The organism is Streptomyces sp. KMM 9044, assembly GCF_024701375.2.
Lineage (GTDB): Bacteria > Actinomycetota > Actinomycetes > Streptomycetales > Streptomycetaceae > Streptomyces.
Genome location: NZ_CP113910.1, coordinates 2,726,708 through 2,749,230 on the forward strand (window position 1 = coordinate 2,726,708; position 22,523 = coordinate 2,749,230).

Below are 22,523 nucleotides of genomic sequence, written 5' to 3' on the forward strand. Positions count from 1 at the left end.
GGGGTGGGCGAGGTACTGCGGGGCCTGCGGGGTCCCGCGGAGCTACTGGGCGAGGTGCTCCGGGCCGAAGGCCTGGGGCAGCATCTCCGAGAGCGGCAGGACGCCCGCCGGGGTGTCCAGGAGCAGCCCCGGGCCGCCGAACTCGTACAGCAGCTGTCGGCAGCGGCCGCACGGGACGAGGGCGGCGCCCGTGCCGTCCACGCAGGTGAAGTGCGTGAGGCGGCCACCGCCGGTGCGCTGCAGTTCCGAGACCAGTCCGCACTCGGCGCACAGGCTGAGCCCGTAGCTGGCGTTCTCGACGTTGCAGCCGGAGACCGTGCGACCGTCGTCGACCAGGGCGGCGACACCGACCGGGTAGCCCGAGTAGGGGGCGTACGCGTGGGACATGGCCTCCCGCGCCACCGTGCGCAGCGCCTCCCAGTCGGTGTCCGCGGCGGCGGCCGGGGCCGGGGTCATCCGCCCTGGCCCTTCCGGTACGGCAGTCCGTTCGCCCTGGGCATGCGCAGCCGCTGCGCGGACAGGGCCAGGACCACGAGGGTGATGACGTACGGCGTGGCGGCGACGACCTGGTTGGGGACCTCGTTGGTGCCGGCGTACCAGGCGTAGACGAGGGCGCCGATGACCAGGGTGACGACCGCTGCCACGTACTTCTTGCGGATCGCCAGCCAGATCGCGCCGATGACCAGCAGCAGCGCGCCGAGCAGCAGCAGGGCGTGCACGTTGGTGGAGCCGCCGCGCAGGTTGAGGCTGTCGGTGTAGCCGAAGAGTCCGGCGCCGATGGCGAGGCCGCCCGGCATCCAGTTGCCGAAGATCATCGCGGCGAGGCCGATGTAGCCGCGTCCGCTGACCTGGCCCTCCAGGTAGAAGGGGTTGGCGACGATGGAGAGGAAGGCGCCGCCGAGGCCGGCCAGACCGCCGGAGATGATCACGGCCAGGTACTTGTACTTGTAGACGTCGACGCCGAGGGACTCGGCGGCGACGGGGTTCTCGCCGCAGGAGCGCAGGCGCAGACCGAAGGCGGTGCGCCAGAGGATCCACCAGGTGGCGGGGATGAGCGCGACGGCGATGAGGGTCAGCCAGGAGACGTTGGTGACCAGGCCGCCGAGCAGGCCGGCGACGTCGGAGACGAAGAACCAGCCCTTGGCGTTGAGATCCCGCAGCGCGTCGGACAGCCCCGGCACGGTGAAGTGGCCGAGCGGTTCGATCGCCGGGGACTGCTTGGCCGAGCCGCCCTGGTGGCCTTCGAAGGCCAGCGGGGCGAGGTAGCGGGTGGCGCCGAGGGCGAGGATGTTGATGGCCACACCGGAGACGATGTGGTTGACGCGGAAGGTGACGGTGACGACGGCGTGCAGCAGTCCGCCGAGGCAGCCGCCGAGGACGCCGACGAGGACGCCGGTCCACGGGCCCCACTGGAACCCGGCCCAGGCGCCGAACCAGGTGCCGAGGATCAGCATGCCCTCGAGGCCGATGTTGACGATGCCCGCACGCTCGGCCCACAGGCCGCCGAGTCCGGCGAGGCCGATGGGAACGGCGAGCTGGAGGGCGGTGGACATCTGGCTGACGTTGGTGATGCCGTCCGCGCCGGTGATGAGGCGGACGAGCGAGACCAGGGCCAGGGCGCCGGCGATGACCAGCAGCAGCACGGGCCACGACATGCGGCGGCCGGTGGGCGCCGCGTGCTGCAGCGAGGGCTGGTTGACGTCGGTCGCTGTGGTCGGAGCAGTCATCGGCCGGCCACCTCCTTCGTGGTGTTGTTGTCGGCGCCGAGGACGTGGCCCGCGGCGAGTTCCGCGCCGACCTGGCGCTGCTGGCGGCGCAGGCCCCACTCACGGACGGCCTCATAGGAGACGACGACCGAGAGGACGATCAGGCCCTGCATGATGACCGCGATCTCCTTGTCGTAGCCGTGGAAGTCCAGCTCGGGCGAGGCCTTGTCGAGCCAGGCCCACAGGAGGGCGGCGAAGGCGATGCCCACGGGGCTGTTGCGGCCCAGGAGGGCGATGCCGATGCCGAGGAAGCCGATACCGGTGGGGAAGTTCAGGTTGTAGGTGTGGGAGTCGCCGAGCAGGATCGGCAGGCCCGCGAGGCCGGCGAGGCCGCCGGAGATCAGCATGGCGCTGAGCACCATGCGCCTGGGGTCGACCCCGCTGGCCGAGGCGGCGGTCGTGGAGGCGCCGGAGGCGCGCAGGTCGAAGCCGAAGCGGGTGCGGTGGAGGACGATCGAGTAGCCGATGCCGAGCAGCGCGGCGAGGACGACCAGGCCGTAGATCTCGCCGGCCTCGCCCATGTCGATGCCGGGGACCCAGCCGGACTCGTGCATCTCGCCGGTGGTGCTGTTGTTGCCGACCTTGACGCCGAAGACGTCCGGCTTCCACATGTAGACGATGAGCGAGGTGGCGATCGCGTTGAGCATGATCGTGGCGACGACCTCGCTGACCCCGCGGGTGACCTTGAGGACGCCGGCGATGCCGGACCAGAAGGCGCCGGTGAACACGGCGGTGAGGAGCAGCAGCGGGATCTGCAGCACGGCCGGCAGGTTCATGTGGGTGCCGACGACGGCTGCCATGAAGGCGCCGAGCTGGTACTGGCCGTCGACCCCGATGTTGAAGAGGTTCATCCGGAAGCCGATGGCCACCGCGAGGGCGGCGATGTAGTACATCGACGCCTGGTTGACGATCAGGACCTGGATGTCGGAGAACGTCGCCTGCTCGAACATCAGGGCGAACGGCTCGACGGGGTTCTTGCCCGAGGCGAGCAGCACGATCGCGCTGAGCGCGAAGGCCACGGCGAGCGCGATAACCGGTCCGGCCACCGCGAGGAGCACGCGCTCCTTGTCGAACTTCTTCATCAGCGGGCCTCGTCTTCCGGAGACTCGGGGGCGGCGGCCTCGGTGCCGGGGGTGTCCGCCCCGGTCTTTCGGGCGTCGGCCGGGGTCTCGGGGGTCTCTTCGTGTTCGAGGTGTCCGGCGGCGGCACCGGTCATGGCGGTACCGAGCTCCTCGGGGGTGATGGTGGCGGGGTCGGCGTCCGCGACGAGCCTGCCGTCGTAGATCACCCGCAGGGTGTCGGACAGGCCGATCAGCTCGTCCAGGTCGGCGGAGATCAGCAGGACGGCGAGGCCCTCGTGGCGCGCCTGACGGATGTGGTCCCAGATCGCGGCCTGCGCGCCGACGTCCACACCGCGGGTGGGGTGGGAGGCGATCAGGAAGCGGGGCCCGTGGCTCATCTCCCGGCCGACGATCAGCTTCTGCTGGTTGCCGCCGGACAGGGACGCGGCGGTGACGTCGATGCCGGGGGTACGCACGTCGTACTTCTCGACGATGCGGCGGGTGTCCTCCTGGGCCGCCTTCTGGTCCAGCCAGACGCCCTTGGCGTTGGGCTTCTCGGTGACGTGGCCGAGGATGCGGTTCTCCCAGAGGGGGGCCTCCAGGAGCAGGCCGTGGCGGTGGCGGTCCTCGGGGATGTACCCGATGCCCTCCTCGCGGCGCCTGCGGGTGGCCCAGCCGGTGATCTCCTCGTCGGCCAGCCGGATGGTGCCGGAGTCGGCGTGCCGCAGGCCGATGAGCGCGTCGACCAGTTCGGTCTGGCCGTTGCCCTCGACGCCGGCGATGCCGAGGACCTCGCCCGCGTGGATGGTGAAGCTGACGTCGTCGAGCAGGGCCTTGCCGCCGGGGGCCGCCAGGCGGAGCTTGTCGACGGTGAGCACCGCGCGGTCGGTGACCGTGGACTCGGCGGTCTTGGGCGTGGGCAGTTCGCTGCCGACCATCATCTCGGCGAGCCGGCGCGGGGTGGTCTCGGCGGGAACGGCGGTGCCCACGGTGGTGCCCCGGCGGACGACGGTGATGTCGTCGGCGACCGAGAGGACCTCGCCCAGCTTGTGGGAGATGAAGATGACCGACAGGCCCTCCGCCTTGAGCTCGCGCAGGTTGTCGAAGAGCGCGTCGACCTCCTGCGGGACGAGGACGGCGGTGGGCTCGTCGAGGATCAGCGTGGTCGCGCCGCGGTAGAGGACCTTGAGGATCTCCACGCGCTGGCGGGCGGCGACACCGAGTTCCTCGACCAGCAGGTCGGGGCGCACGCCGAGGCCGTAGCGCTCGGAGATCTCCTCGATCCTGCGGCGGGCCTTCGCGCCGATGCCGTGCAGCCTCTCGCTGCCGAGCACCACGTTCTCGAGGACCGTGAGGTTGTCGGCGAGCATGAAGTGCTGGTGGACCATGCCGATGCCGCGGGCGATGGCGTCGGCCGGCGAGGAGAAGGAGACCGTCTCGCCGTGGACCGCGATGGTGCCCTCGTCCGGCTTCTGCATGCCGTAGAGGATCTTCATCAGCGTCGACTTGCCGGCCCCGTTCTCTCCGACGAGTGCGTGCACGGTGCCCTTGCGGACCGTGAGGTGGATGTCGTGGTTGGCCACGACACCCGGAAATCGCTTCGTGATCCCGGCGAGTTCGACGGCGGTCACCGATTCGTTGACCGCCGCTCCGGCCGGAGGGCTGCTGGACGCGTTGATGGCGCACTCCTGGGGACGGGGGTCGTCTACGCGCGTAGCGCCCCTACGGCATCGAACGGGGTCACGCACCCCGCTCGACGGGGTCCGGGGAGCCTACTCCCCGGACCCCGTCGAGCGGTCACAACCCCACGGGTTACACGCTGTTCGAGTCCTGCGTGATCAGCTGGACTCGACCTCGATCTCACCGTTGATGATCTTCCCCCTGGCCGTCTCGATGACGTCCTGGAGCTCGTCGTTGTCCGCGAACACGGGGTTCGAGTTCGACAGGCCGACCTCACCCGACGCCAGATCGCCCCTGAGGACACCGGTGCGCGGAGACTTGTCCTCGACCGACTGCGCCAGCTTGTAGACCGACTTGGCGACGTCCTTCATCGCCGAGGTGAGGATCGAGTCCTTGTACTTCGCCAGCGCCTCCTGCGCGTACTGGTCGGAGTCCACACCGATCGCCCAGACCTTGTTGGCGGCCGCGGCCTCGATGGCACCCTGGCCGGACAGACCGGCCGCCGTGTAGACGACGTCGGCCTTCTTCTCGATCTGGCCCTCGGCGGCGGCCCTGCCCTTGTCGGGGCTGGAGAAGCCGCCCTCCTCCGCCGTCTGCGTCAGGAACTGCGAGATGACCTTGACGTCCGGGTCGGTGTCCTTGACGCCCTGCTCGAAGCCGGCCCGGAACTTGTGGATCAGCGGGATGTCCACTCCGCCGATGAAGCCCACGACGTCGGTCTTGGTGGTCTCCGCGGCGGCGACACCGGCCAGGTAGGAGGCCTGCTCCTCGGAGAAGACCAGGTCGGTCACGTTGTCCATCTCGACCGTGGCGTCGTCGACGATGCCGAAGGTGGTGTCCGGGTACTTCTCGGCGGCGCCCTTCACGGCGGCGGCGTAGGCGTAGCCGACACCGATCACCGGGTTGTAGCCCTGCTTCGCCAGCGAGGCCAGGCGCTGCTCCTTGTCCGCGTCGGTCTCACCGTCGGTGGGCTCGACGTCGGCTGTCTTGTAGCCGTACTCCTTCTCCGCCCGCTGCAGGCCCGCGTACGCCGCGTCGTTGAAGGACTGGTCGCCCTTGCCGCCGACGTCGTACGCGATGGCCAGGCCTTTGTCCTCGGCGGACTCGGACGAGCTGGAGGAAGAGGTAGAGGTGCCACCGCAGGCGGCGAGCGCGAGGGCCAGAGAGGCGGTCGCCGCGCCTGCGACCGTGATCCGGGAAGTCCGGCGCATGTGTGGTGCTCCTTCGTACAAGCGCCGGAGGTTCGGGGGACGGCGCTGGCTTCGCCGCAGATTAACGCGCGTAGACAGTCCCGGAGAACCCTTCTGTCCACCTTGTTATGCGGCCGTGGCCTACCCGGGCCCTACCGCGAGCACACCGTTGCCGATCGCGAACAGATCATGGCGCTGGGTGACATTCGGGCGTTGTACGGACGATGTACGGCGTGAGGCGACAAGCACCATGACATCCGACACGGCGCACGCCGGGCATCGGAGCGGGTTTCCGGGTCTGCTGCGGACGGCGGGGGCTCAGCGCAGCCGGCGCGCGCGCAGCACCAGGTCGTCGGTGTGGTGCGCGCCGGCGCCGCCGTCGGGTGCCACGCGGGGACGCTGCTCGTCCACCTCCACCTCCCAGTCCTCGTCGAACAGAGCGGCGACCATCGAGGGCCAGACGTAGTCGGCCGGGTCGAAGCCGCCCACGTTCTCCTGCCGGGCGTCCATCCCCGCGTGGTGTACGAGCAGCAGCACGCCGCCGGGCGCGACGGCCGCGAGCAGCGCTCGCTCGGCCGCGGCGTCGGGGGTGCGCAGCAGGGCGGGGTACTGCGCGGAGACCAGGTCGAAGGAGGCCGGCGGGAGGGCCGCCTCCGTCAGTGAGGCGTGGACCCAGCGAACGGCGAGGCCGGCGTCCCGCGCGTGCCCGGCCGCCCGTTCCAGCGCCACGCCCGAGACCTCGAGCGCGGTCACGTCCCAGCCGCGGCGCGCGAGCCAGACAGCGTCCGCGCCCTCACCACAGCCCACGTCGAGCACCCGCCCGGGTGTGAGCCCGGCGGCCTCGGCCACCAGCGCACCGTTGGGCCGGCCGCTCCACACCTGCTGCCGTTCGGTGTACCGGTCGTCCCACTCGGCCCTCACCGCGGGGTCTCCGACGTATCCGTCGACGGGGGAGGAAGCGTCGAACGCGGGCGGTCCTGCTGCGATGTCGTCCATCGGCCCACCGTCGCCCAGCGCGTCCCGGACAGGCCACTCCTGTTGCCGGTCCGGCAAAACGGCGCCCGAAGGACACGGACACGGGCGGGCACCCGCTGTGGGTGCCCGCCCGTGTCCGGTACCGCGGTCCGCGCCGCTCCCCTGCCGCGCTACTCCGTCTTGACGGTGATGGAGCCGTCGATGATGCCTTCCTTGGCCTCGGCCACGGCGTCCGTCAGGCCCTCGACCTCGGCCATCTTCGGGTTGCTGTCGGAGAGGCCGACGCCGTCCACCTTCAGGTCGAAGACCTGGGTGCCGGTCAGCGGCTCGTCGTCCTGGACGGACTTGGCCAGCGCGTACACCGAACCGCCGACGTCCTTGAGGGCGGAGGTGAGGATGAAGTCCTTGTAGCCGGCCAGGGCTTCCTGCTCGTACTGGTCGGAGTCGACGCCGATCGCCCAGACCTTCGCCTTGGCGGCGGCCTCGATCACGCCCTGCCCGGAAAGACCGGCCGCCTGGTAGACGACATCGGCCTTCTTCTCGATCTGGCCCTCGGCGGCGGCCTTGCCCTTGTCGGGGCTGGAGAAGCCGCCCTCCTCCGCCGTCTGCGTCAGGTACTGGGAGACGACCTTGACCTTCGGGTCGGTCGCCTGCACGCCCTGCTTGAAGCCGGCCTCGAACTTGTGGATCAGCGGGATGTCGACACCGCCCACGAAGCCGACGGTGTTCGTCTCGGTGGCCTTGGCGGCGGCGACACCGGCGAGGTAGGACGCCTGCTCCTCGGCGAAGACGAGGGAGGCGACGTTCTCTCCCTCGACCACGGAGTCGACGATGCCGAAGGTGGTGTCCGGGTACTTCTCGGCCACGGCCGTCATCGCCGGACCGTAGGCGAAGCCGACGCCGATGACGGGGTCGTAGCCCTGCTTCGCGAGCGACGCGAGGCGCTGTTCCTTGTCCGCGTCGGTCTCGCCCTCGGTGGGCTCGATGTCGGCGGTCTTGTAGCCGAACTCGTCCGCGGCCTTCTGCAGACCCGCGTAGGCGGCGTCGTTGAAGGACTGGTCGCCCTTGCCACCGATGTCGTAGGCGATGGCGAGACCGAGGCCGTCCTTCGCGGAGCTCTCTGAGCTGTCACCGCTCTCGCTGCTGGTACCGCCGCAGGCCGTGGCGGCGAGTGCGAGCGACGCGACCCCCACCGCGGCGCGAGTCAGTCTGGATATCCGACGCATCTGACGCTCCCCATTCTCCAAAGCCCCGCATCGGGCGCTCGGTTCGGCGCACATTAACGCGCGTAGACACTCCTGGGAACGGGGTACTGCCGGGCCGTTATCCATTCGTGCCGATGGCCGGTTACACCCTGGTAAAGCAGAGGGCCGTAGGGGATCGAAGGGGGCGGAAACGGTCGACCGGAGCGGTGCGCGGCGGGACACCACGCGCACCACGCTCCCCCTCCCCCGCCCGCGACGCAAGTGGAACGGCAGGACGGGAACAGAACAGGACGGGAACAGAAGGGGCGGAGAGAGCCGGAGAGGCGAAAGAGGCCCGGCAGCGCGGGGGAGCCGACCCTCCACGCCGGCTCCCCCGCGCTGCCGGCGTTCTCAGCGCAGGTCGTCCAGCAGGGCGGCGGCGGTGAAGAGTTCGACACCCACGGTGATGGCGTACTCGTCGACGTCGAAGTCGCCCTGGTGCAGGTCGCGGGTGGTGCGCTCGCCCGGGGGCCGGACCCCGAGGCGGGCCATGGCGCCGGGAACGTGCTCCAGGTACCAGGAGAAGTCCTCGCCGCCGAGGCTCTGTTCGGTGTTCTCCACGGACTCCGGGCCGCGCCGGGCGATCATGGCGTCCCGCAGGAGCTCGGTGGCACCGGCCTCGTTGACGACCGGCGGGACTCCGCGCACGTAGTTGATCTCCGACTTGGCACGGTGCAGGTTGGCCACCTCGTCGATGGCGGCGACCACGACGTCCGGGGCCAGCCGCCAGGTCTCCAGGTCGAGGCAGCGCACGGTGCCGGAGATCTCGGCGTGCTGCGGGATGACGTTGGGCGCGTGGCCGGACTCGACCCTGCCCCAGGTGATGGCGAGCCCGCTGCGGCTGTCGACCCGCCGGCCCACCAGCGCGGGCACGTCGGTGACGACACGGGCGGCGGCGGTGACCAGGTCCGTGGTCAGGTGCGGCCGGGCGGTGTGGCCGCCGGGTCCGTCGAGGGCGATCTCCAGCCGGTCGCAGGCGGAGGTGATGGGGCCCTCCCGCAGCCCGATCTTCCCGGCGTCGACCCGGGGATCGCAGTGCACGGCGACGATCCGCCCGATCCCGTCGAGCGCGCCGTCCAGGATGGCGTCGGCGGCACCGCCGGGCAGCACCTCCTCGGCGGGCTGGAAGATCAGCCGCACCGGCCGGGGCAGCAGGCCCTGGCGGTGCAGTTCGTCGAGGACGAGCCCGGTGCCGAGCACGACGGTGGTGTGCACGTCGTGGCCGCAGGCGTGCGCGCGGTCGGGCACGGTGGAGCGGTACGGGCACTCGGTCTTCATGTCGGGAATGGGCAGTCCGTCGATGTCGGCCCGCAGTGCGAGCATGCCGGCGCCGGGGAGGGCACCGGTACCGGTGCCCTCGATGCCGCTGCCGCCCTCCGCCACCCCGATGTCACAGACGAGGCCGGTTCCGCCGGAGAGTACACGCGGCGCGAGACCGGCCCGCTCGAGCCGCTCCTTGATCGCGGCGGTCGTACGGAACTCCTGGTTGCCCAGCTCGGGGTGCATGTGCAGGTCGCGACGGAAGGCGACGAGCTCGGCGCGCAGGACCTCGGAGAGCGCGCCCAGAAGCACCGCCCCTCCGGGCAGATCGATCTCGGACTCCAGTGACATTAGTTGCTTCACCCTTTGAAGGGTAGGCCGCCGGGCCCTCCGACCGACCCCTGATCAAGAAAATTCAGCCCGTCAGTGGAAGAAAAACCGGCGTCGCCACGCTTAGCCGCACTCCGCGACGGGTAAGCTCGACGCCCCCGTACGCGAGTGAGCCCACACGGACCACCGGAACGCACCGCCGCTCGGACGGCCGCTTCCGGCACCCGCACCGCACTCCACCTCTCCTCGGTGTACCACGCATCGCCCGGGCCACGCGGACCGGTTCACCTGCCGGACACGGCGCCCCGCCACCCACGGGTCCACGCCCGCCACCCACGCACCCGGGTGAAAACGCCTCCGGCGCCCCGGGTTGCGCCGGTGGGGGTGCGGGCCCGTGCCTCGCACGACGCTCTCCTCAGATGGCCGGCGCCACCGAAACCGACGCCAGGCGGTGGGCGCCCCGGGCCGTGCCCGTCACGTTGGAGAGGAAGCCCTGGGCCCGGGGGGAGGCGTGGTCGGTCAGCCAGGCCGAATTGATGTCGCAGACCGCGACGCGGACCTCCGTGCCGGAGAGGGCCAGGGGGAGGGTGTGGACGACGGTCGACGGGAAGCTGAGCACCGTACGGCCGATGGGGCCCCGGCGGGCGATCAGTTCGAGGGGGAGTTCGGGGCGGACGATCTCCAGGCCCGTCCCGACCGCGAGGCGGTGGAGTTTCTCGGTGCTCTCGCGGCGGTGGGCGAAGTAGCGGGTCACGCCGTGGGCCTTGGCGAGGGAGCGGACGGCGTCGAGGTAGGCGTCGGCGTCCACCACACCGGTTTCCACGAGGGACGTGCCGACCATGTCGGCGGTCCTGGTGATGGTGGGCGGGCCGAACCGTTCCCGGGTCCAGGCGAAGGAGTTGGCGCCGACGGTGACACCGGCCGGTATGTCGTCGACCGGCATCGAGGAGAAGACCTCCACCCGGCGCCGGCCGCCCGGGGTGAGCCTGCGGCGGGCGATGCCGGAGACCGGGGCGAGGAGCAGGTCGCGGGGGCCGCGGCGGCCGCCCTTGCGGTGCCAGCGGACCAGGCGTTCGCCGCGCGCGAGCTGGCCGACGAACTCCATGGTCGCCGTGCCGTCGTCGACGACGACGAGGTCGTGGGCACCGGTGATCGCCAGCATGAGCTGTACGTACCGCGAGAAGGGGTCGCCGAGGACGACCCGGGTGGCGCGGCGCAGCGGGCCGGCCAGGCCCCCTACGGTCTGGAAGGGCGCGCCCGCCCCGCCGCGCGCCTCCTCCCAGCGGACCTCGTGGCCCTCTTCGCGGGCGAGTTCGGACATGCGGCGCAACTGGCCGCGGGTCATGGGGTCGACGGGGGACAGCACCACGAGGGTGAGCCCCACGCCGGGCGCATGCGCGTGCGCCCACTCCAGCACGTTCAGCAGCTGTACCGGGCTCTCGACGAAGGCGAGAGTGTGGGGGCCGGCATTCCCGGCGCGAGGGCTCATCGACGTACGACCGTTCCCGTCGTCAAGGGATGGTGAGGGGGGGAGGGAAGGTCAGACGGCCAGCGGCTCGCCGGCCGCGTCGGCGATCTCCGCCTCGGCGACGACACCGGGAACCCGGCGCAGCTTCTTCATCGGGCCCAGCTCGGACTCGTAGACCTTCTTGACGCCGTCACCGAGGGACTCCTCGATGGTGCGGATGTCGCGGACCAGGCGGGTGAGGCCCTGCGGCTCGACGGACGCGGCCTGGTCGGAGCCCCACATGGCGCGGTCGAGGGTGATGTGGCGCTCGACGAAGCTGGCGCCGAGGGCGACGGCGGCCAGCGTGGTCTGCAGCCCGGTCTCGTGGCCGGAGTAGCCGATCGGGACGTTCGGGTACTCCTGCTGGAGGGTGTTGATCACGCGGAGGTTCAGCTCCTCGGCCTTGGCCGGGTAGGTGGACGTCGCGTGGCAGAGCAGGATGTTGTCGCTGCCCAGGACCTCGACCGCGTGGCGGATCTGCTTCGGGGTGGACATGCCGGTGGAGAGGATGACCGTGCGGCCGGTGGCGCGCAGGGCGCGCAGCAGCTCGTCGTCGGTGAGGGAGGCGGAGGCGACCTTGTGGGCGGGGACGTCGAACTTCTCCAGGAAGGCGACGGCCTCGGTGTCCCACGGGGAGGCGAACCAGGCGATGTTCCTGGACTTGCAGTACGCGTCGATCCGACGGTACTCGTCCTCACCGAACTCCACGCGGTGGCGGTAGTCGATGTAGGTCATGCGGCCCCAGGGGGTGTCGCGCTCGATGTCCCACTGGTCGCGCGGGGTGCAGATCTCGGGCGTGCGCTTCTGGAACTTGACGGCGTCGCAGCCGGCCTCGGCGGCGGCGTCGATCAGCTTGAACGCGTTCTCGAGCTCGCCGTTGTGGTTGATGCCGATCTCGCCGGTGATGTACACCGGGCGGCCGGGGCCGGCTTCGCGGGTACCGAAGGTGCGAACGCGGGAGTTGGTGCTCATGGCCTGGGGTTTCCTTACGTGGGGAGGGAATCGAGAGAGGGGCCGAGGATCCAGCTGGCGATCTCCCGGATCGCGCCGTCGCCACCGGGGACGGTGGTGACCGCGCGTGCGGCGCCGCGTACGACGTCGTGGGCGCTCGCGACCGCCACGGGCCAGCCCACGAGGGCGAAGCACGGGAGGTCATTGACGTCGTTGCCGACGTAGAGCACGCGCTCGGGCGCGATGCCCTGTTCCTCGCACCACTGCTTCAGTGCGAGGTCCTTGCGGTCGATGCCGTGCAGCACGGGGATCTCGAGCTTGCGTGCGCGGGCGGCGACGACCGTGTTCTTCTCCGTGGACAGGACGAGCATCTTCAGTCCGCTCCTGCGCAGAGCCGCGATGCCGAGTCCGTCACCGCGGTGCACGGAGACGAATTCCTGTCCGGTGGCGTCGATCAGCACCCTGTCGTCGGTCTGGGTGCCGTCGAAGTCGAGGACGACCGCGTCGATGTCGTCGGCGGTCGGGAGCGCGCCGGGCCTTGCCTCGTCGAAGAGCGGGGCGAGGGCGCGGGCGCGGGCGAGGTCGTGCGGGTCGTCGATCTCCAGGACCCGCGCGGGGTCGGTGCGGACGAGTCCGGTCCGGCCGAAGAAGCGGTGCCGGTGCTCGCGGAAGCCGGCCGCGTCCATCGCGTAGGCGGCACCGGTTTCCAGGAGGTCCTGGGGGCGGTCCTGGCGGCGGGGGCGGAAGGACTTGTCGTGGTTGACGCCGTAGCCGCCGCTGGGGCCGTCCGCCCCGGGGTCCGGCCGGGTGTCCGCCGGCGCCGCGTCGGTCGGTGCCTCGTCCGTCGTCGCCTCGTCCCGCCAGATGAAACCGTGGAACGGGGCCACGGTCACCGCCGTGTCGGCGCCCTGCTCGGCGACCGCGCCGGCCACTCCGTCGATGTCCTCGCGGATCAGGAACGGGCTGGTGCACTGGATCAGCAGGACGATGTCCACCCCGGCACCGTGCAGCGCCTCGTGGACGTCCATGGCGTGCAGGACGGCGGCCTCGGAGGTGGCGAGGTCGCCCGCGAGGGCGGCGGGGCGCATCACGATCTCGGCGCCCGCCTGCCGGGCGGCGGCCGCGATGGCCTGGTCGTCGGTGGAGACGACGACGTCCGTGACATGGTGCGCGGCACGGCACTCGCGGACCGCGCGGGTCACCAGGGGCGCGCCGTTGACCGGCGCGAGGTTCTTCGCGGGCACGCCCTTGGAGCCGCCGCGCGCGGGGATCACGGCGAGCACCCGGCGCACCGGGGCCCCCTGGCCCGCTGGTGGTGAGGACATGGGATCAGCTCCTTGAGCCGGACAGGAAGGGAGGCGGTCCCGGCCGGCCGGGAGAGGGGCGCTCACAGCTCGCCCATCCGCCGGATCACCGGGGCCACCCGCTGGACGCCGTGGCGATAGGCGCCGCGCGCCGCACGGCGCACGATCTGCCGGACCGGTCCGGGCTCCTTGTCGGCGGCAGGGGTGCCGGGCAGCGGGGTGCCGTCCGGGCCGAGGTGGTGGCGGGCGAGCAGGCCGGGCAGATAGCCGGGCGCGGTGACGGTCGTGTAGTACGGGGCCGGCGGCGGCAGGCCGCCGGGGCGGTCGAGCAGCTGGGTGATGCGTGCCCGGGCGGCGTCGAAGGCGGTGTCGTACGACCCTCCCCCGGAGGGGGTGCCTCCGGGGGCGACACCCTGCCGGGACACCCACTCCTCGTCCGGCACCGGCCGGTGGCCGGCGTCGAGCTGGTCCCAGGAGGCGAGGCAGCCGGAGCCGACGAAGTGGTGGTTGCCGAGCGCCTCGCGCACCCCGAGGTCGGTGAGGACCACGGTCGGGATGCGACGGTGCAGGGACTCCAGCGCGGCCGTGGAACTCATGGTGACCAGCAGGTCGGTGCGGTCCAGGACCTCGCCCATGTGCCCGTACACCAGACGGAAGTTGGCCGGCGGATCGAGCCGCTGGACCAGCTTCTGGTAGGGCAGTTCCTCGATGTGCGTGGTGTGCTCGCCCGGCTTGGAGCGCAGCTTGAGCAGCACCTCGCGCTCGGGGTGCCGACGGGCGTGCTCGACCAGCCGGTTCAGCAGGTAGGTACGGTCCCGGCGGTTGTCCGGGACGGAGGGCTGGGCGGCGAAGACGACCGTGTAGGGCCTGCCCCCCTGCTCCGCGGGCGGATCGGGCTCACCGGTGTAGGCGGCCCCGCCGAGGAACGGAAGCGCGACCTCCGTCACCGAGCGGGCGTCGGCGCCCACGCCTTCGTACACGGCGCGGAAACGGTCGGCGTCCTGACGGGAGTTGGCGAGGACGAGGTCGGCGCCGTGGCGCAGCAGCAGGCCGTCGGCGAGCTTCTCGTAGACGACTCCGACGTACCCGGTGACGACGACGGGCCGCTTCGCCCGGCCTGCGGGGTCTTCGGAGCGGACCCTGGCGTCCTCCCAGACCCGCCCGAGGCCGTGCAGCATCGCCTGCACCCCGCCGCCGACCAGGGCGAGGACCAGGATGTCGTACGACTCCTCGCGCATGGCGTGCAGGAACTGGACCGCGGTCACCTCGTGGAGGGCGTCCGCCTGGACGCCGACCTCTTCGAGCTGACGGGCGGTGGGAGTCGCGCGGCCCCGCAGGAGATAACCGTCCAGACGGATGTCCGAGTTCTCCGGGGCGATGCGGTGCGCGGTGAGCGAACCCCATTTCCACCGGGTGTCGGAATCCGCGAGGACGGCGACTCGCAGGGTCTTCGTTGTACTTGCTGGCACAACGAAGACGCTAGAAGCAATTTCTAGGAGCTGCCCAACCTGAATCCAACAAATGGTTAACAGGAGGCCGCCGAACGAAGAATCAACCGGCCCGCCACTCGGAAAAACGTTCGCTTCACTGCTTCGCCACGCGCCGTTCACCCCGCATCAAGGTTCAATCAATGACGAATGACGGACTGCCGCCTAACGTCGAAGACGTGCTCAAGCTCTCCGTCATCGTGCCGTTCTACAACGTGCGCCCATACGTCCCAGATGCCCTGCGAAGTCTGCGCGCCAACGCGCGGGAGGACTTCGAATTCATTCTCGTCGACGACTGCTCGACCGACGGGACCGCGGACCTCCTCGCGCGCGCCGGGCGCGAACTGCCGGGGGCGGTGCTGGTCGGACACGAGAAGAACGGCGGCCTGGCCACCGCCCGCAACACCGGAATCGACCGGGCCCGCGGCGAGTACCTGACCTTCCTCGACGGGGACGACTGGCTGGCGCCCGGCTATTACGCCAAACTGGTGACCGCGATCGAGAAGCTGGACTGCGACTTCGTCCGCACCGACCACGTGCAGTGCACCGCGCGGGCCCGCGTCGTGCACCGCGTCCCGCACGGCCGGCGCAACGTGGTGCTGGACCCGCGTGACGCGATCCTCCCCGCCCACCGGACCACCTCCGTCGACTACGCCTACGCCTGGGCGGGCATCTACCACCGCAGGCTCGTCGAACGCGGCGTACTGCACTTCACCGACGGGCTGCGCACCGCCGAGGACCGGCCCTGGATCTGGAAGCTGCACCGGGAGGCGGAGTCCTTCGCGGTGACCAGCCTCCTCGGGGTCTTCTACCGGCGCGGCATTTCCTCGTCGCTCACCCAGATCGGTGACGCGCGGCAGCTCGACTTCATTCGCGCGTTCGACCAGGTGATCGAGGAGACCGCGCGGGACTCCGATGCGGCGGCCCTGCTCCCGAAGGCCGTGCGCACGTACTGCGCCATCATTTCCCATCACCTGGGAACCGTCGAAAGGTTCGAGGCACCCGTGGCACGGCAACTGAAGACGATGAGCAGCGCCGCGCTGCGGCGCATGCCTCAGGACGTACTCGACGACGCACTCGGTTCGATGGACGCCAAGCGTGCGGACGTGCTGCGCCGGCTGCGCCGCCGTCCGGTGCCGGCCACGGAGGCCGCCGCGTGACCACGCAGATCTTCATGGCGTCGACCCTGTACGGCACGGCCACGCTCGCCGCCGCCCTGGACTCGGGCTGCTTCGCGCCCGCCGACCGGCGGATCCTGTTGGTCTCCAACAACGCGACGACGCCCGAGACGACGCCCGCCGTCGACGAGATGCCCGGGTTCGAGCGGCTGCGGTCCCGGTTCGACGACGTGCTGTCGTGGAACGAGGCCATCTTCCCGTTCCACCCCGGCGGCTGGGCGCCGCGCCTGGAGGACGTTCCCCTGTGGGAGCGGTATCTGCGGCTGCTCTGGGAGCTCGGCGACGACGACCTCGCGCTCGCCGTGGAGTCCATCCAGGTCAACCCGGCCCTCGGGCTGACGCAGATCTTCACCGACGCGCCCGTCACGGTCTACGCGGACGGCCTGATGAGCTACGGCCCCACCCGCAACAAGATCGACCCGCTGGTCGGCACCCGGGTGGAGCGGCTGCTCCACCTCGACCTGGTACCGGGTCTCGAACCCCTGCTGCTCACCGAGTTCGGGGTGGTACCGGAGATCGTGGCCACACCGGCCTTCACCAAGGTGCTGGCCGAACTGGTCGACACCGGCGACGCGTTGCCGGACGTGACGGAGCCCGCGCTGCTCCTCGGCCAGTACCTGTCCGCGCTGAACATCCTCTCCGCCGAGGAGGAGGAGAACCTTCATGTGCGGATGCTGAAGGGCGCGGTGCACCTCGGTCACACCCGGGTGGTGTTCAAGCCGCACCCCACGGCCCCGGCGCGCTTCACCCGCACCCTGGAGGACGAGGCCGAACGGCTCGGCGTCGCCCTCACGGTGGTGGACACCCCGGTCCTGGCCGAAGTGCTGTACCAGCGGATGCGTCCGGCCCTGGTCGTCGGCTGCTTCTCCACCGCCCTGCTGACCGCGTCCGCCTTCTACGGCCTGCCGGTCGCCCGCGTCGGCACCGAGACCCTGCTGGACCGGCTGACCCCGTTCGAGAACAGCAACCGCGTACCGGTCACCGTCGTCGACGCGCTCCTGCCGGAGCCCGCGGACGGGGCGGCCGTCGCCGAGGGGCGCGGGCGCATGGACACGGGCGCCCTCGGCGATCTCGTACGGACCGTCGGCTTCACGATGCAGCCGAAGATCCTGCCGGACCTGCGGCCGGAGGCCGAGCGGTACCTGGCGACGCGGCTGGACGACGGCACCTGGCGGTACTTCAGGAGGAAGCGGCTGACGTCCCTCGGGCTGCCCGGCGGGGTGCCGCCCCAGCTGGCGTTCCTGCCGCGCAACACCACGGTCCGCAAGGTCGCGCGCAAGGCGCGCAGGCTGCGCCGGGCGATGACGCGCCGCTGAGCACACGGGGCGCCCGCCCGGAGCACCGGTGTGGGGCGGGCGCCCGATACGCCGAATGGGGCGGGCGCGGCCGGCCTCATCGGTCGACCAGCCTTCCGGTCCGGGTGAACGGTGGGTGAAGACCGAAGAAATCCCGAGTCGCAACCAGCTAACTCCATGGATTCCATGGTGAACTGACAGTCGCAGCCATAGGCTCACGACGCTTGCCGTCCTTCTCCGGCGTCACTCAACCCGTGAGGCATTCCATGACGAACCTCGGCCGGCTCTACCCGCTCCTCGACGACGTCCAACTGCCGGGCGACCTCCCCTACTCCCAGGTCAGCACCTGGGAACTGCGGTTCCTCTACCTGTTGGGGCGCCATCACCTCACGGGCGGGGGCCGGCTGGTCGAACTGGGGTCCGGTGGCGGCGGCTCCACCTACGCTCTCGCCCTCGGGCTGCGCGAGAGCACCCTCTTCGACGAGCGCCGGGGGCGGCTGCACGCGTACGACTTCTTCCGTGTGGGCAAGGGCACCTTCGCGACGGAGAGGTTCTTCACCTCCGGCAGCAGGCCGGCCGACGACGACTCCTTCCTGGACGACTTCCGCGGACGTCTCGAGCCGTTCCTGCCGTTCCTGGAGATCCACGCCGGAGACCTCTGGAAGACCTCGGACCCCGAGGACACCAGCCCGATCGAGTTCCTGCACGTCGACATCGCCAAGACCGCCCGGGTGTTCCGCTGTGTGACCGAGCGGTTCCTGACCAGGCTGCGGCCCGGCTCGGTCGTCCTGCACCAGGACTTCGCCGGTCCCCGGCTGCCGTGGCTGCACCACAGCACGGGCGCACTGCTGCCGTACATCGCGATCGCCGGGCCGCCGATCCGCTCCACGCTCGCCTTCGAGGTCGTCCGGCCGATTCCCGAGGACGTACTGAGGTCCGTCGCCGAGGACAGCTACTCCGTGGACGAGAAGCTGGCGCTGATCTCCGCCGTCCAGGAACGGATCGACCGCGACCACACCGGCGGCATCCCCTTCAAGTCCGTCCTGGAGTTCGCCAAGGCCTACGTCGCCCACTACGCCGGCGACCACCGGCGTGCGTGGTCGCTGGCCAAGCCGCTGACCGACGACGCGTACCTGAGCCGTACCCGCTCCGACCACTTCGAACAGCTGCGCAGGGCGTACGACGAGGACCGGGCGAAGAACGGTAGCGGTTCGCGGCTGGCCCGGCTGGTGAAGAAGGCCGTGGGGCGCTGAGCCCGCGGCCCCGGCGCGAGGGGACCCGGCGCGAAAGGATGCGGTGCGCGGCCTGCGTGAGCCCCCGCGGCCCGTCCCGGAAACTCTCCGGGACGGGCCGCGGGGGCTCACCGCGTCTCACTCCCCGAGGAGCGCCCTCAGGTCGGCCGCGTTCGCCTCGGTGACCTTCCACAGCGACTGCTGACGCTCGTGGACGTCGGCGACGGTCGCCGCGTGGCTGTCCAGGATGCCGGTCGCCCGCTCGGTGAGCACGGCGCCCAGGTTCCGGTCGTGCACGGAGACACCCCATTCGGGGCGCTCGATGTCGGCCAGGAAGTACGTCATCTTCGGGTGCGAGATCAGGCTGATGATCGGCGTGCCCACGCCGAACGGGATCATCCCGGCGTGCCCGCGCATGCCGATGACGAGGCGGGTCCTCGCGTACAGGTCCCGGATCCCGTCGTTGTCGAAGTCGTACATGGGGATGACCGGCAGTGAGATGCCGTGCTCGCGGCGCAGGTCGAAGGCGATCCGCTCGTCGTCCAGCGAATGCGCCACGCAGCGGACCTCGGTGTGCGCGCCGATGCCCCGCACAGCCTTGGCGATCTCCGCGAGGAAGTGCCCGTAGTCGTGTCCGAAGCGCAGGCCCGCCCGGTCGTAGGCGGCGTTGAGCAGGACGGTGTCCTCGCGCTCGGCCGGGTCCGTCCAGCCCCGCACCAGCTGGCGGCTGACCGTGGTGGGGCAGGGCTGGAAGCGGACCTTGTCGTGCAGGTGGTCCGGGAGCATGGCCCGCACCCTGGCGATGGAGCCGTGGTTGCGCAGCCCGAAGAAGGAGGACCTCTCCACCAGCAGGCGCAGGCTCTCGCGGAACCGCCCGGCACGGTACGACTGGCCGTCGAAGGCGTTGAAGCCGACCGCGTACACCATGATCGGCACGTCGATGGCGCGCAGGTGTTCGTCGGGCACGTTCCACTGCCAGGCGCTGTTGCCGTTGGGCATGGTGTCCGGGATGAACAGCCCGCCGCCGCCGATGACCAGGCCGCGCCGGGCGTTGACCCGCTCCAGGGCGGCCTCGTCGAACAGCCGGTGGGCGTGGACGGAGTGCCAGCGGCGGGAGGTGGTGTCCGGCCCGAAGCCCAGGCGGACGGTCTCCGGCAGCAGCTTGTCACCGGCATTTCCCTGGCGGTCCATGTAGAAGGCGACGTGCGCCAGCTGGTCCCCCGCGCCGCCCGGCTCCTGCTCGGGCACGGAGGCGGCACGCTGCGCCCACAGCCGGCTCGAGCGGTGGGTGGGGTCGACGGAGATGCCGTCGGTGGCATGGCGCAGCGACGTGGCGTCGTCGCCGTGCACCCAGGCCATCTGGGCGAGCCGGGCATGGGCGGTGGCGGCCCGGTTGGGAGCGGCGGCGGCGAGCAGCAGCTGTGCCCTGGCCTCGTCGTAGCGGGAGACGCTCATCAGGGCGTGCCCGAGCACCTCGTGCGGCCAGGCCTCGTCGAGCGGGATGTGCACGCTGCTCAGGATGTCGACGGCGTCCTGGTAGTCGCCGGCCGCGATGTGCGCGGCGGCCACCTTGCGGGCGCTCTCGGTGTCCTTGGTACGCGCGACGTGCGGGGTGCCCAGGTGCACCACCAGGTCGTGGTGGAGGCCCCCGGGCTGAGAGAGGTAGGCGGCCTGGAACTCGGCGTCGGACATGTCGAACTCACGCCAGCGGCCCTCCGCCTGCCCGTATCCGGCCTCGCCGCCCTGCCAGGGCTTGTGGCGGCCGGTGAAGTGCAGGATCGCGGTGTCCTCGGGGACCGGCAGGTCGCCGGACAGGCGCCGTTTGACGAAGTTGTAGCGGGCGTCGAGGCGGACGAAGTCGCCGTCCAGGACGGAGTTGAGGATGCCCTGGTCGTGCTTGTCGAGTTCGTAGTCGCCGCTGCGTCCGGTCGCGTCCAGCCTGGCGCAGAAGGCGTCGCTGAGGTACTCGCGCTGGATGACCAGCAGCCCGGAGTTCAGCTTGTGCTGCCCGTAGAAGAACTGCGGGACGGCGGCCAGGCCCTCGCGCAGCCTCAGCAGTTCACCGAGGTCACGGAGGACGACCATGTCGGTGTCGAGCGTGACGATGGTGTCGTACTCGCGCAGCCGGAAGACGTCGAGGATGAAGTACGCCTTGCGGACCAGGTAGTTGTCCTGGTCGCCCTTCTTGTACGTGTCGTAGTGACCGGTGTTCACCCGGCGCAGCACGATCCGGGGGTGCAGGGCGCGGATCCTGGCGATGGAGCCGGGGCGCAGGTCGTCGTGGAGGACGACGAAGTCCTCGCACACGCCCGGGTTGGACAGGGCGAGGCTGCGCAGGAGGGCGAGGAAGCCGGGCAGGTAGTTCTCGTCGACGTAGGAGGCGAAGGCGACGCGGCGCTTGCCGGTGAGCGCGGCCGACGAGAGAGCCGGCGCCAGGGGGGCGCCGGTCACGGCCCCGGGGGTGTTGGTCATCGCAGGGAGATCCTCATGTCGGTCACTCGCTGGGCCCGCTGCATGACCCATTCCTTCTCGCTGGTGTACTCGTGCACGGAGGTGATCGGCATCTTCATGGCTTCCGGAACGCGGTAGGCACCGCTCTCGTAGAAGTCGAAGCCGATCAGGTCGAGGGTGGGGCTGACGTCCAGGAAGTCCAGCAGGAACAGCATGTTGAAGCCGGTGGTCGGAATGCCGGACCAGGCGTCGGAGCCGAGCTTGCCGATGGTGCGCACGGGCCAGCGCAACGACTCGTCGCCGAGGTGGCGCTGGGCACCGGGCACCAGGCGGTTGCGCAGGGAGTACTTCCAGTCGCCGGAGATGCCGCCGAACACGAGCCGGGTGGTGACCGGCTGGTCCCAGTTGAAGCCGTGCTTGTGGATGGTGGCGTGGATGTCGGTGCGCCCGCCGGTGTGCTTCTCGTCGACGCGGTAGGAGTTGAAACGGACCACCAGGTCGTAGGCGTCGATCTCGGCGCCCATCGAGCTGGTGGCGACCCGGCCCGAGTTGGCGATGAGGCAGATGGACTTGCCGGCGATCAGGTTGCGGAACTCACCGAGGCTGACCCACTGCACGCCGCCGATGGTGGGGTCGGCGACGGGGCCGCGCATCCGGTTGCGGCGCTGCTCGGCGTAGAGGGCGAGGACCTCGGTGAACGCGGGGAGGTCGGCGTCGCCGCGCGCGGCGCGCAGCTCCAGGTACTGGCTCAGGAGCTCCTGCCGGTCGGCGACCGGCGCCTGCTCGGCGGCCAGCGCGAGGAGCGCTCCGACCATGCGCGGTTCGGCCTCCGCCCAGTCCCCCACGGCGTGCGCGGCGAGGCCCTCGGCCCATACGTCGGTGGCGGGGCCGGCGGCGAACCGCTCCGCGCGCGGGCACTGGTGCCGCAGCAGGGCCAGCAGTTCCTGCTCCTTCTCCCCGGCGACGCGCAGCCCGGCGATCTTCGCGGAGACGCCGAACCCGTCGCTGTCGGTGAGACCCAGGTACCGCTCGTAGGCGGGCACGGCCTCGGACTCGTCGCCGAGGGCCTCCATCAGCCGGGCGCGCAGCCGCCAGCCGGCGCGGGAGTTCTTCCGCTGGGCGAGCACGGTGTCGCTGATGACCAGCGCGAGGTCCAGCTCGTCGTCGTAGCCGCACTCCAGGGCCTTGTTGGCGACGGCGAGCAGGGCGTCCAGTACTTCGTTGGCGATGCCGGCGGCGGGGGCCGACGCACCCTTGACGACCCGCTTGAGGCGGGCGGCGGCGCCGCCCGGCACGGCGCTGGTGGCGGTGGCAGTGGCGGCGTCACCGGTGGTGACCACGACGAGCAACCTGCGCAACTGCTCCGCAAGCTCGATTCTGCGGCGGTCCACACTGCCGACGAGTTTGCCACTGTGTACCGCACAGGCACGCAAACAGTCGTCCAGCCCTCCTCCACGCACACGTGCCCGTCTGTTCTGAACCGTCGTCATGGCACTCCTGTTTTACCGAACCGGCTGCGCGCTCAACTTATCGCGACAGCACGGGTTGCGTTCTCTTCTGCATAAGGGGGATGTCAGGAGATTTTAAAAAGCCAAAACGACATCCAGGTGAA

The 22,523-nt window shown here is 70.8% G+C and carries 17 protein-coding genes; 3 read left to right on the forward strand and 14 right to left on the reverse strand.

Annotation, left to right across the window (positions count from 1 at the left end):
* Window positions 1–42: 42 nt before the first annotated feature.
* From HUV60_RS12075 to HUV60_RS12130, 12 genes are all read right to left on the reverse strand, one after another.
* Window positions 43–456, reverse strand: coding sequence for a cytidine deaminase (locus HUV60_RS12075; protein ID WP_257851263.1), 414 nt, complete (start codon window positions 454–456; stop codon window positions 43–45).
* Window positions 453–1,727, reverse strand: coding sequence for an ABC transporter permease (locus HUV60_RS12080; RefSeq protein WP_257851262.1), 1,275 nt, complete (start codon window positions 1,725–1,727; stop codon window positions 453–455). Before HUV60_RS12080 ends, HUV60_RS12075 begins: the two co-directional genes overlap by 4 nt.
* Entirely contained in the window at window positions 1,724–2,848 is a 1,125-nt protein-coding gene (locus tag HUV60_RS12085) for an ABC transporter permease (protein ID WP_257851261.1), read from the reverse strand. The genes HUV60_RS12080 and HUV60_RS12085 overlap by 4 nt, the downstream gene beginning before the upstream one ends.
* Window positions 2,848–4,458 carry an ABC transporter ATP-binding protein gene (locus tag HUV60_RS12090; protein ID WP_257851260.1) on the reverse strand — a complete coding sequence of 537 codons (1,611 nt, stop codon included), beginning with the start codon at window positions 4,456–4,458 and terminating at the stop codon, window positions 2,848–2,850. The genes HUV60_RS12085 and HUV60_RS12090 overlap by 1 nt, the downstream gene beginning before the upstream one ends.
* A gap of 207 nt (window positions 4,459–4,665) precedes the next feature.
* A complete protein-coding gene (locus HUV60_RS12095; protein WP_257851259.1) occupies window positions 4,666–5,718 on the reverse strand; it encodes a BMP family lipoprotein in 1,053 nt (350 codons plus the stop codon).
* 297 nt (window positions 5,719–6,015) lie between these two features.
* The gene (locus tag HUV60_RS12100) at window positions 6,016–6,693 is read right to left on the reverse strand and encodes a class I SAM-dependent methyltransferase (RefSeq protein WP_257851258.1); all 678 of its coding nucleotides are present in this window, start codon (window positions 6,691–6,693) and stop codon (window positions 6,016–6,018) included.
* Window positions 6,694–6,842: 149 nt separating this feature from the next.
* A complete protein-coding gene (locus HUV60_RS12105) occupies window positions 6,843–7,898 on the reverse strand; it encodes a BMP family lipoprotein (protein WP_257851257.1) in 1,056 nt (351 codons plus the stop codon).
* A 369-nt stretch (window positions 7,899–8,267) separates the two neighbouring features.
* Window positions 8,268–9,527, reverse strand: a complete 1,260-nt coding sequence (locus HUV60_RS12110; protein WP_257851770.1) for a M20 family metallopeptidase — start codon at window positions 9,525–9,527, stop codon at window positions 8,268–8,270.
* Window positions 9,528–9,921: 394 nt separating this feature from the next.
* Window positions 9,922–10,995 (reverse strand): hypothetical protein, encoded by a 1,074-nt coding sequence (locus tag HUV60_RS12115; RefSeq protein ID WP_257851256.1) that lies wholly within the window; start codon window positions 10,993–10,995, stop codon window positions 9,922–9,924.
* 51 nt (window positions 10,996–11,046) lie between these two features.
* Window positions 11,047–11,985, reverse strand: a complete 939-nt coding sequence (locus tag HUV60_RS12120) for an N-acetylneuraminate synthase family protein (RefSeq protein ID WP_257851255.1) — start codon at window positions 11,983–11,985, stop codon at window positions 11,047–11,049.
* 14 nt (window positions 11,986–11,999) lie between these two features.
* A complete protein-coding gene (locus HUV60_RS12125) occupies window positions 12,000–13,289 on the reverse strand; it encodes an acylneuraminate cytidylyltransferase (RefSeq protein ID WP_257851254.1) in 1,290 nt (429 codons plus the stop codon).
* Window positions 13,290–13,351: 62 nt separating this feature from the next.
* Window positions 13,352–14,737, reverse strand: coding sequence for a DUF6716 putative glycosyltransferase (locus HUV60_RS12130; protein WP_257851253.1), 1,386 nt, complete (start codon window positions 14,735–14,737; stop codon window positions 13,352–13,354).
* A 197-nt stretch (window positions 14,738–14,934) separates the two neighbouring features.
* Between HUV60_RS12130 and HUV60_RS12135 the strand changes: the two genes are divergently transcribed.
* From HUV60_RS12135 to HUV60_RS12145, 3 genes are all read left to right on the forward strand, one after another.
* Window positions 14,935–15,915: a glycosyltransferase family 2 protein gene (locus HUV60_RS12135; RefSeq protein ID WP_257851769.1), complete on the forward strand. Its 981-nt coding sequence runs from the start codon at window positions 14,935–14,937 to the stop codon at window positions 15,913–15,915.
* The gene (locus HUV60_RS12140) at window positions 15,912–17,249 is read left to right on the forward strand and encodes an alpha-2,8-polysialyltransferase family protein (RefSeq protein WP_257851252.1); all 1,338 of its coding nucleotides are present in this window, start codon (window positions 15,912–15,914) and stop codon (window positions 17,247–17,249) included. The genes HUV60_RS12135 and HUV60_RS12140 overlap by 4 nt, the downstream gene beginning before the upstream one ends.
* Before the next feature lie 245 nt (window positions 17,250–17,494).
* Window positions 17,495–18,481 carry a class I SAM-dependent methyltransferase gene (locus HUV60_RS12145; RefSeq protein ID WP_257851251.1) on the forward strand — a complete coding sequence of 329 codons (987 nt, stop codon included), beginning with the start codon at window positions 17,495–17,497 and terminating at the stop codon, window positions 18,479–18,481.
* A gap of 117 nt (window positions 18,482–18,598) precedes the next feature.
* On the opposite strand, the gene HUV60_RS12150 is transcribed toward HUV60_RS12145, so the two are convergent.
* Both HUV60_RS12150 and HUV60_RS12155 read right to left on the reverse strand, forming a co-directional pair.
* Window positions 18,599–20,932: a glycosyltransferase gene (locus HUV60_RS12150; protein ID WP_257851250.1), complete on the reverse strand. Its 2,334-nt coding sequence runs from the start codon at window positions 20,930–20,932 to the stop codon at window positions 18,599–18,601.
* Window positions 20,929–22,401: a glycosyltransferase family 29 protein gene (locus HUV60_RS12155; protein ID WP_257851249.1), complete on the reverse strand. Its 1,473-nt coding sequence runs from the start codon at window positions 22,399–22,401 to the stop codon at window positions 20,929–20,931. The genes HUV60_RS12150 and HUV60_RS12155 overlap by 4 nt, the downstream gene beginning before the upstream one ends.
* Window positions 22,402–22,523 lie beyond the last annotated feature (122 nt).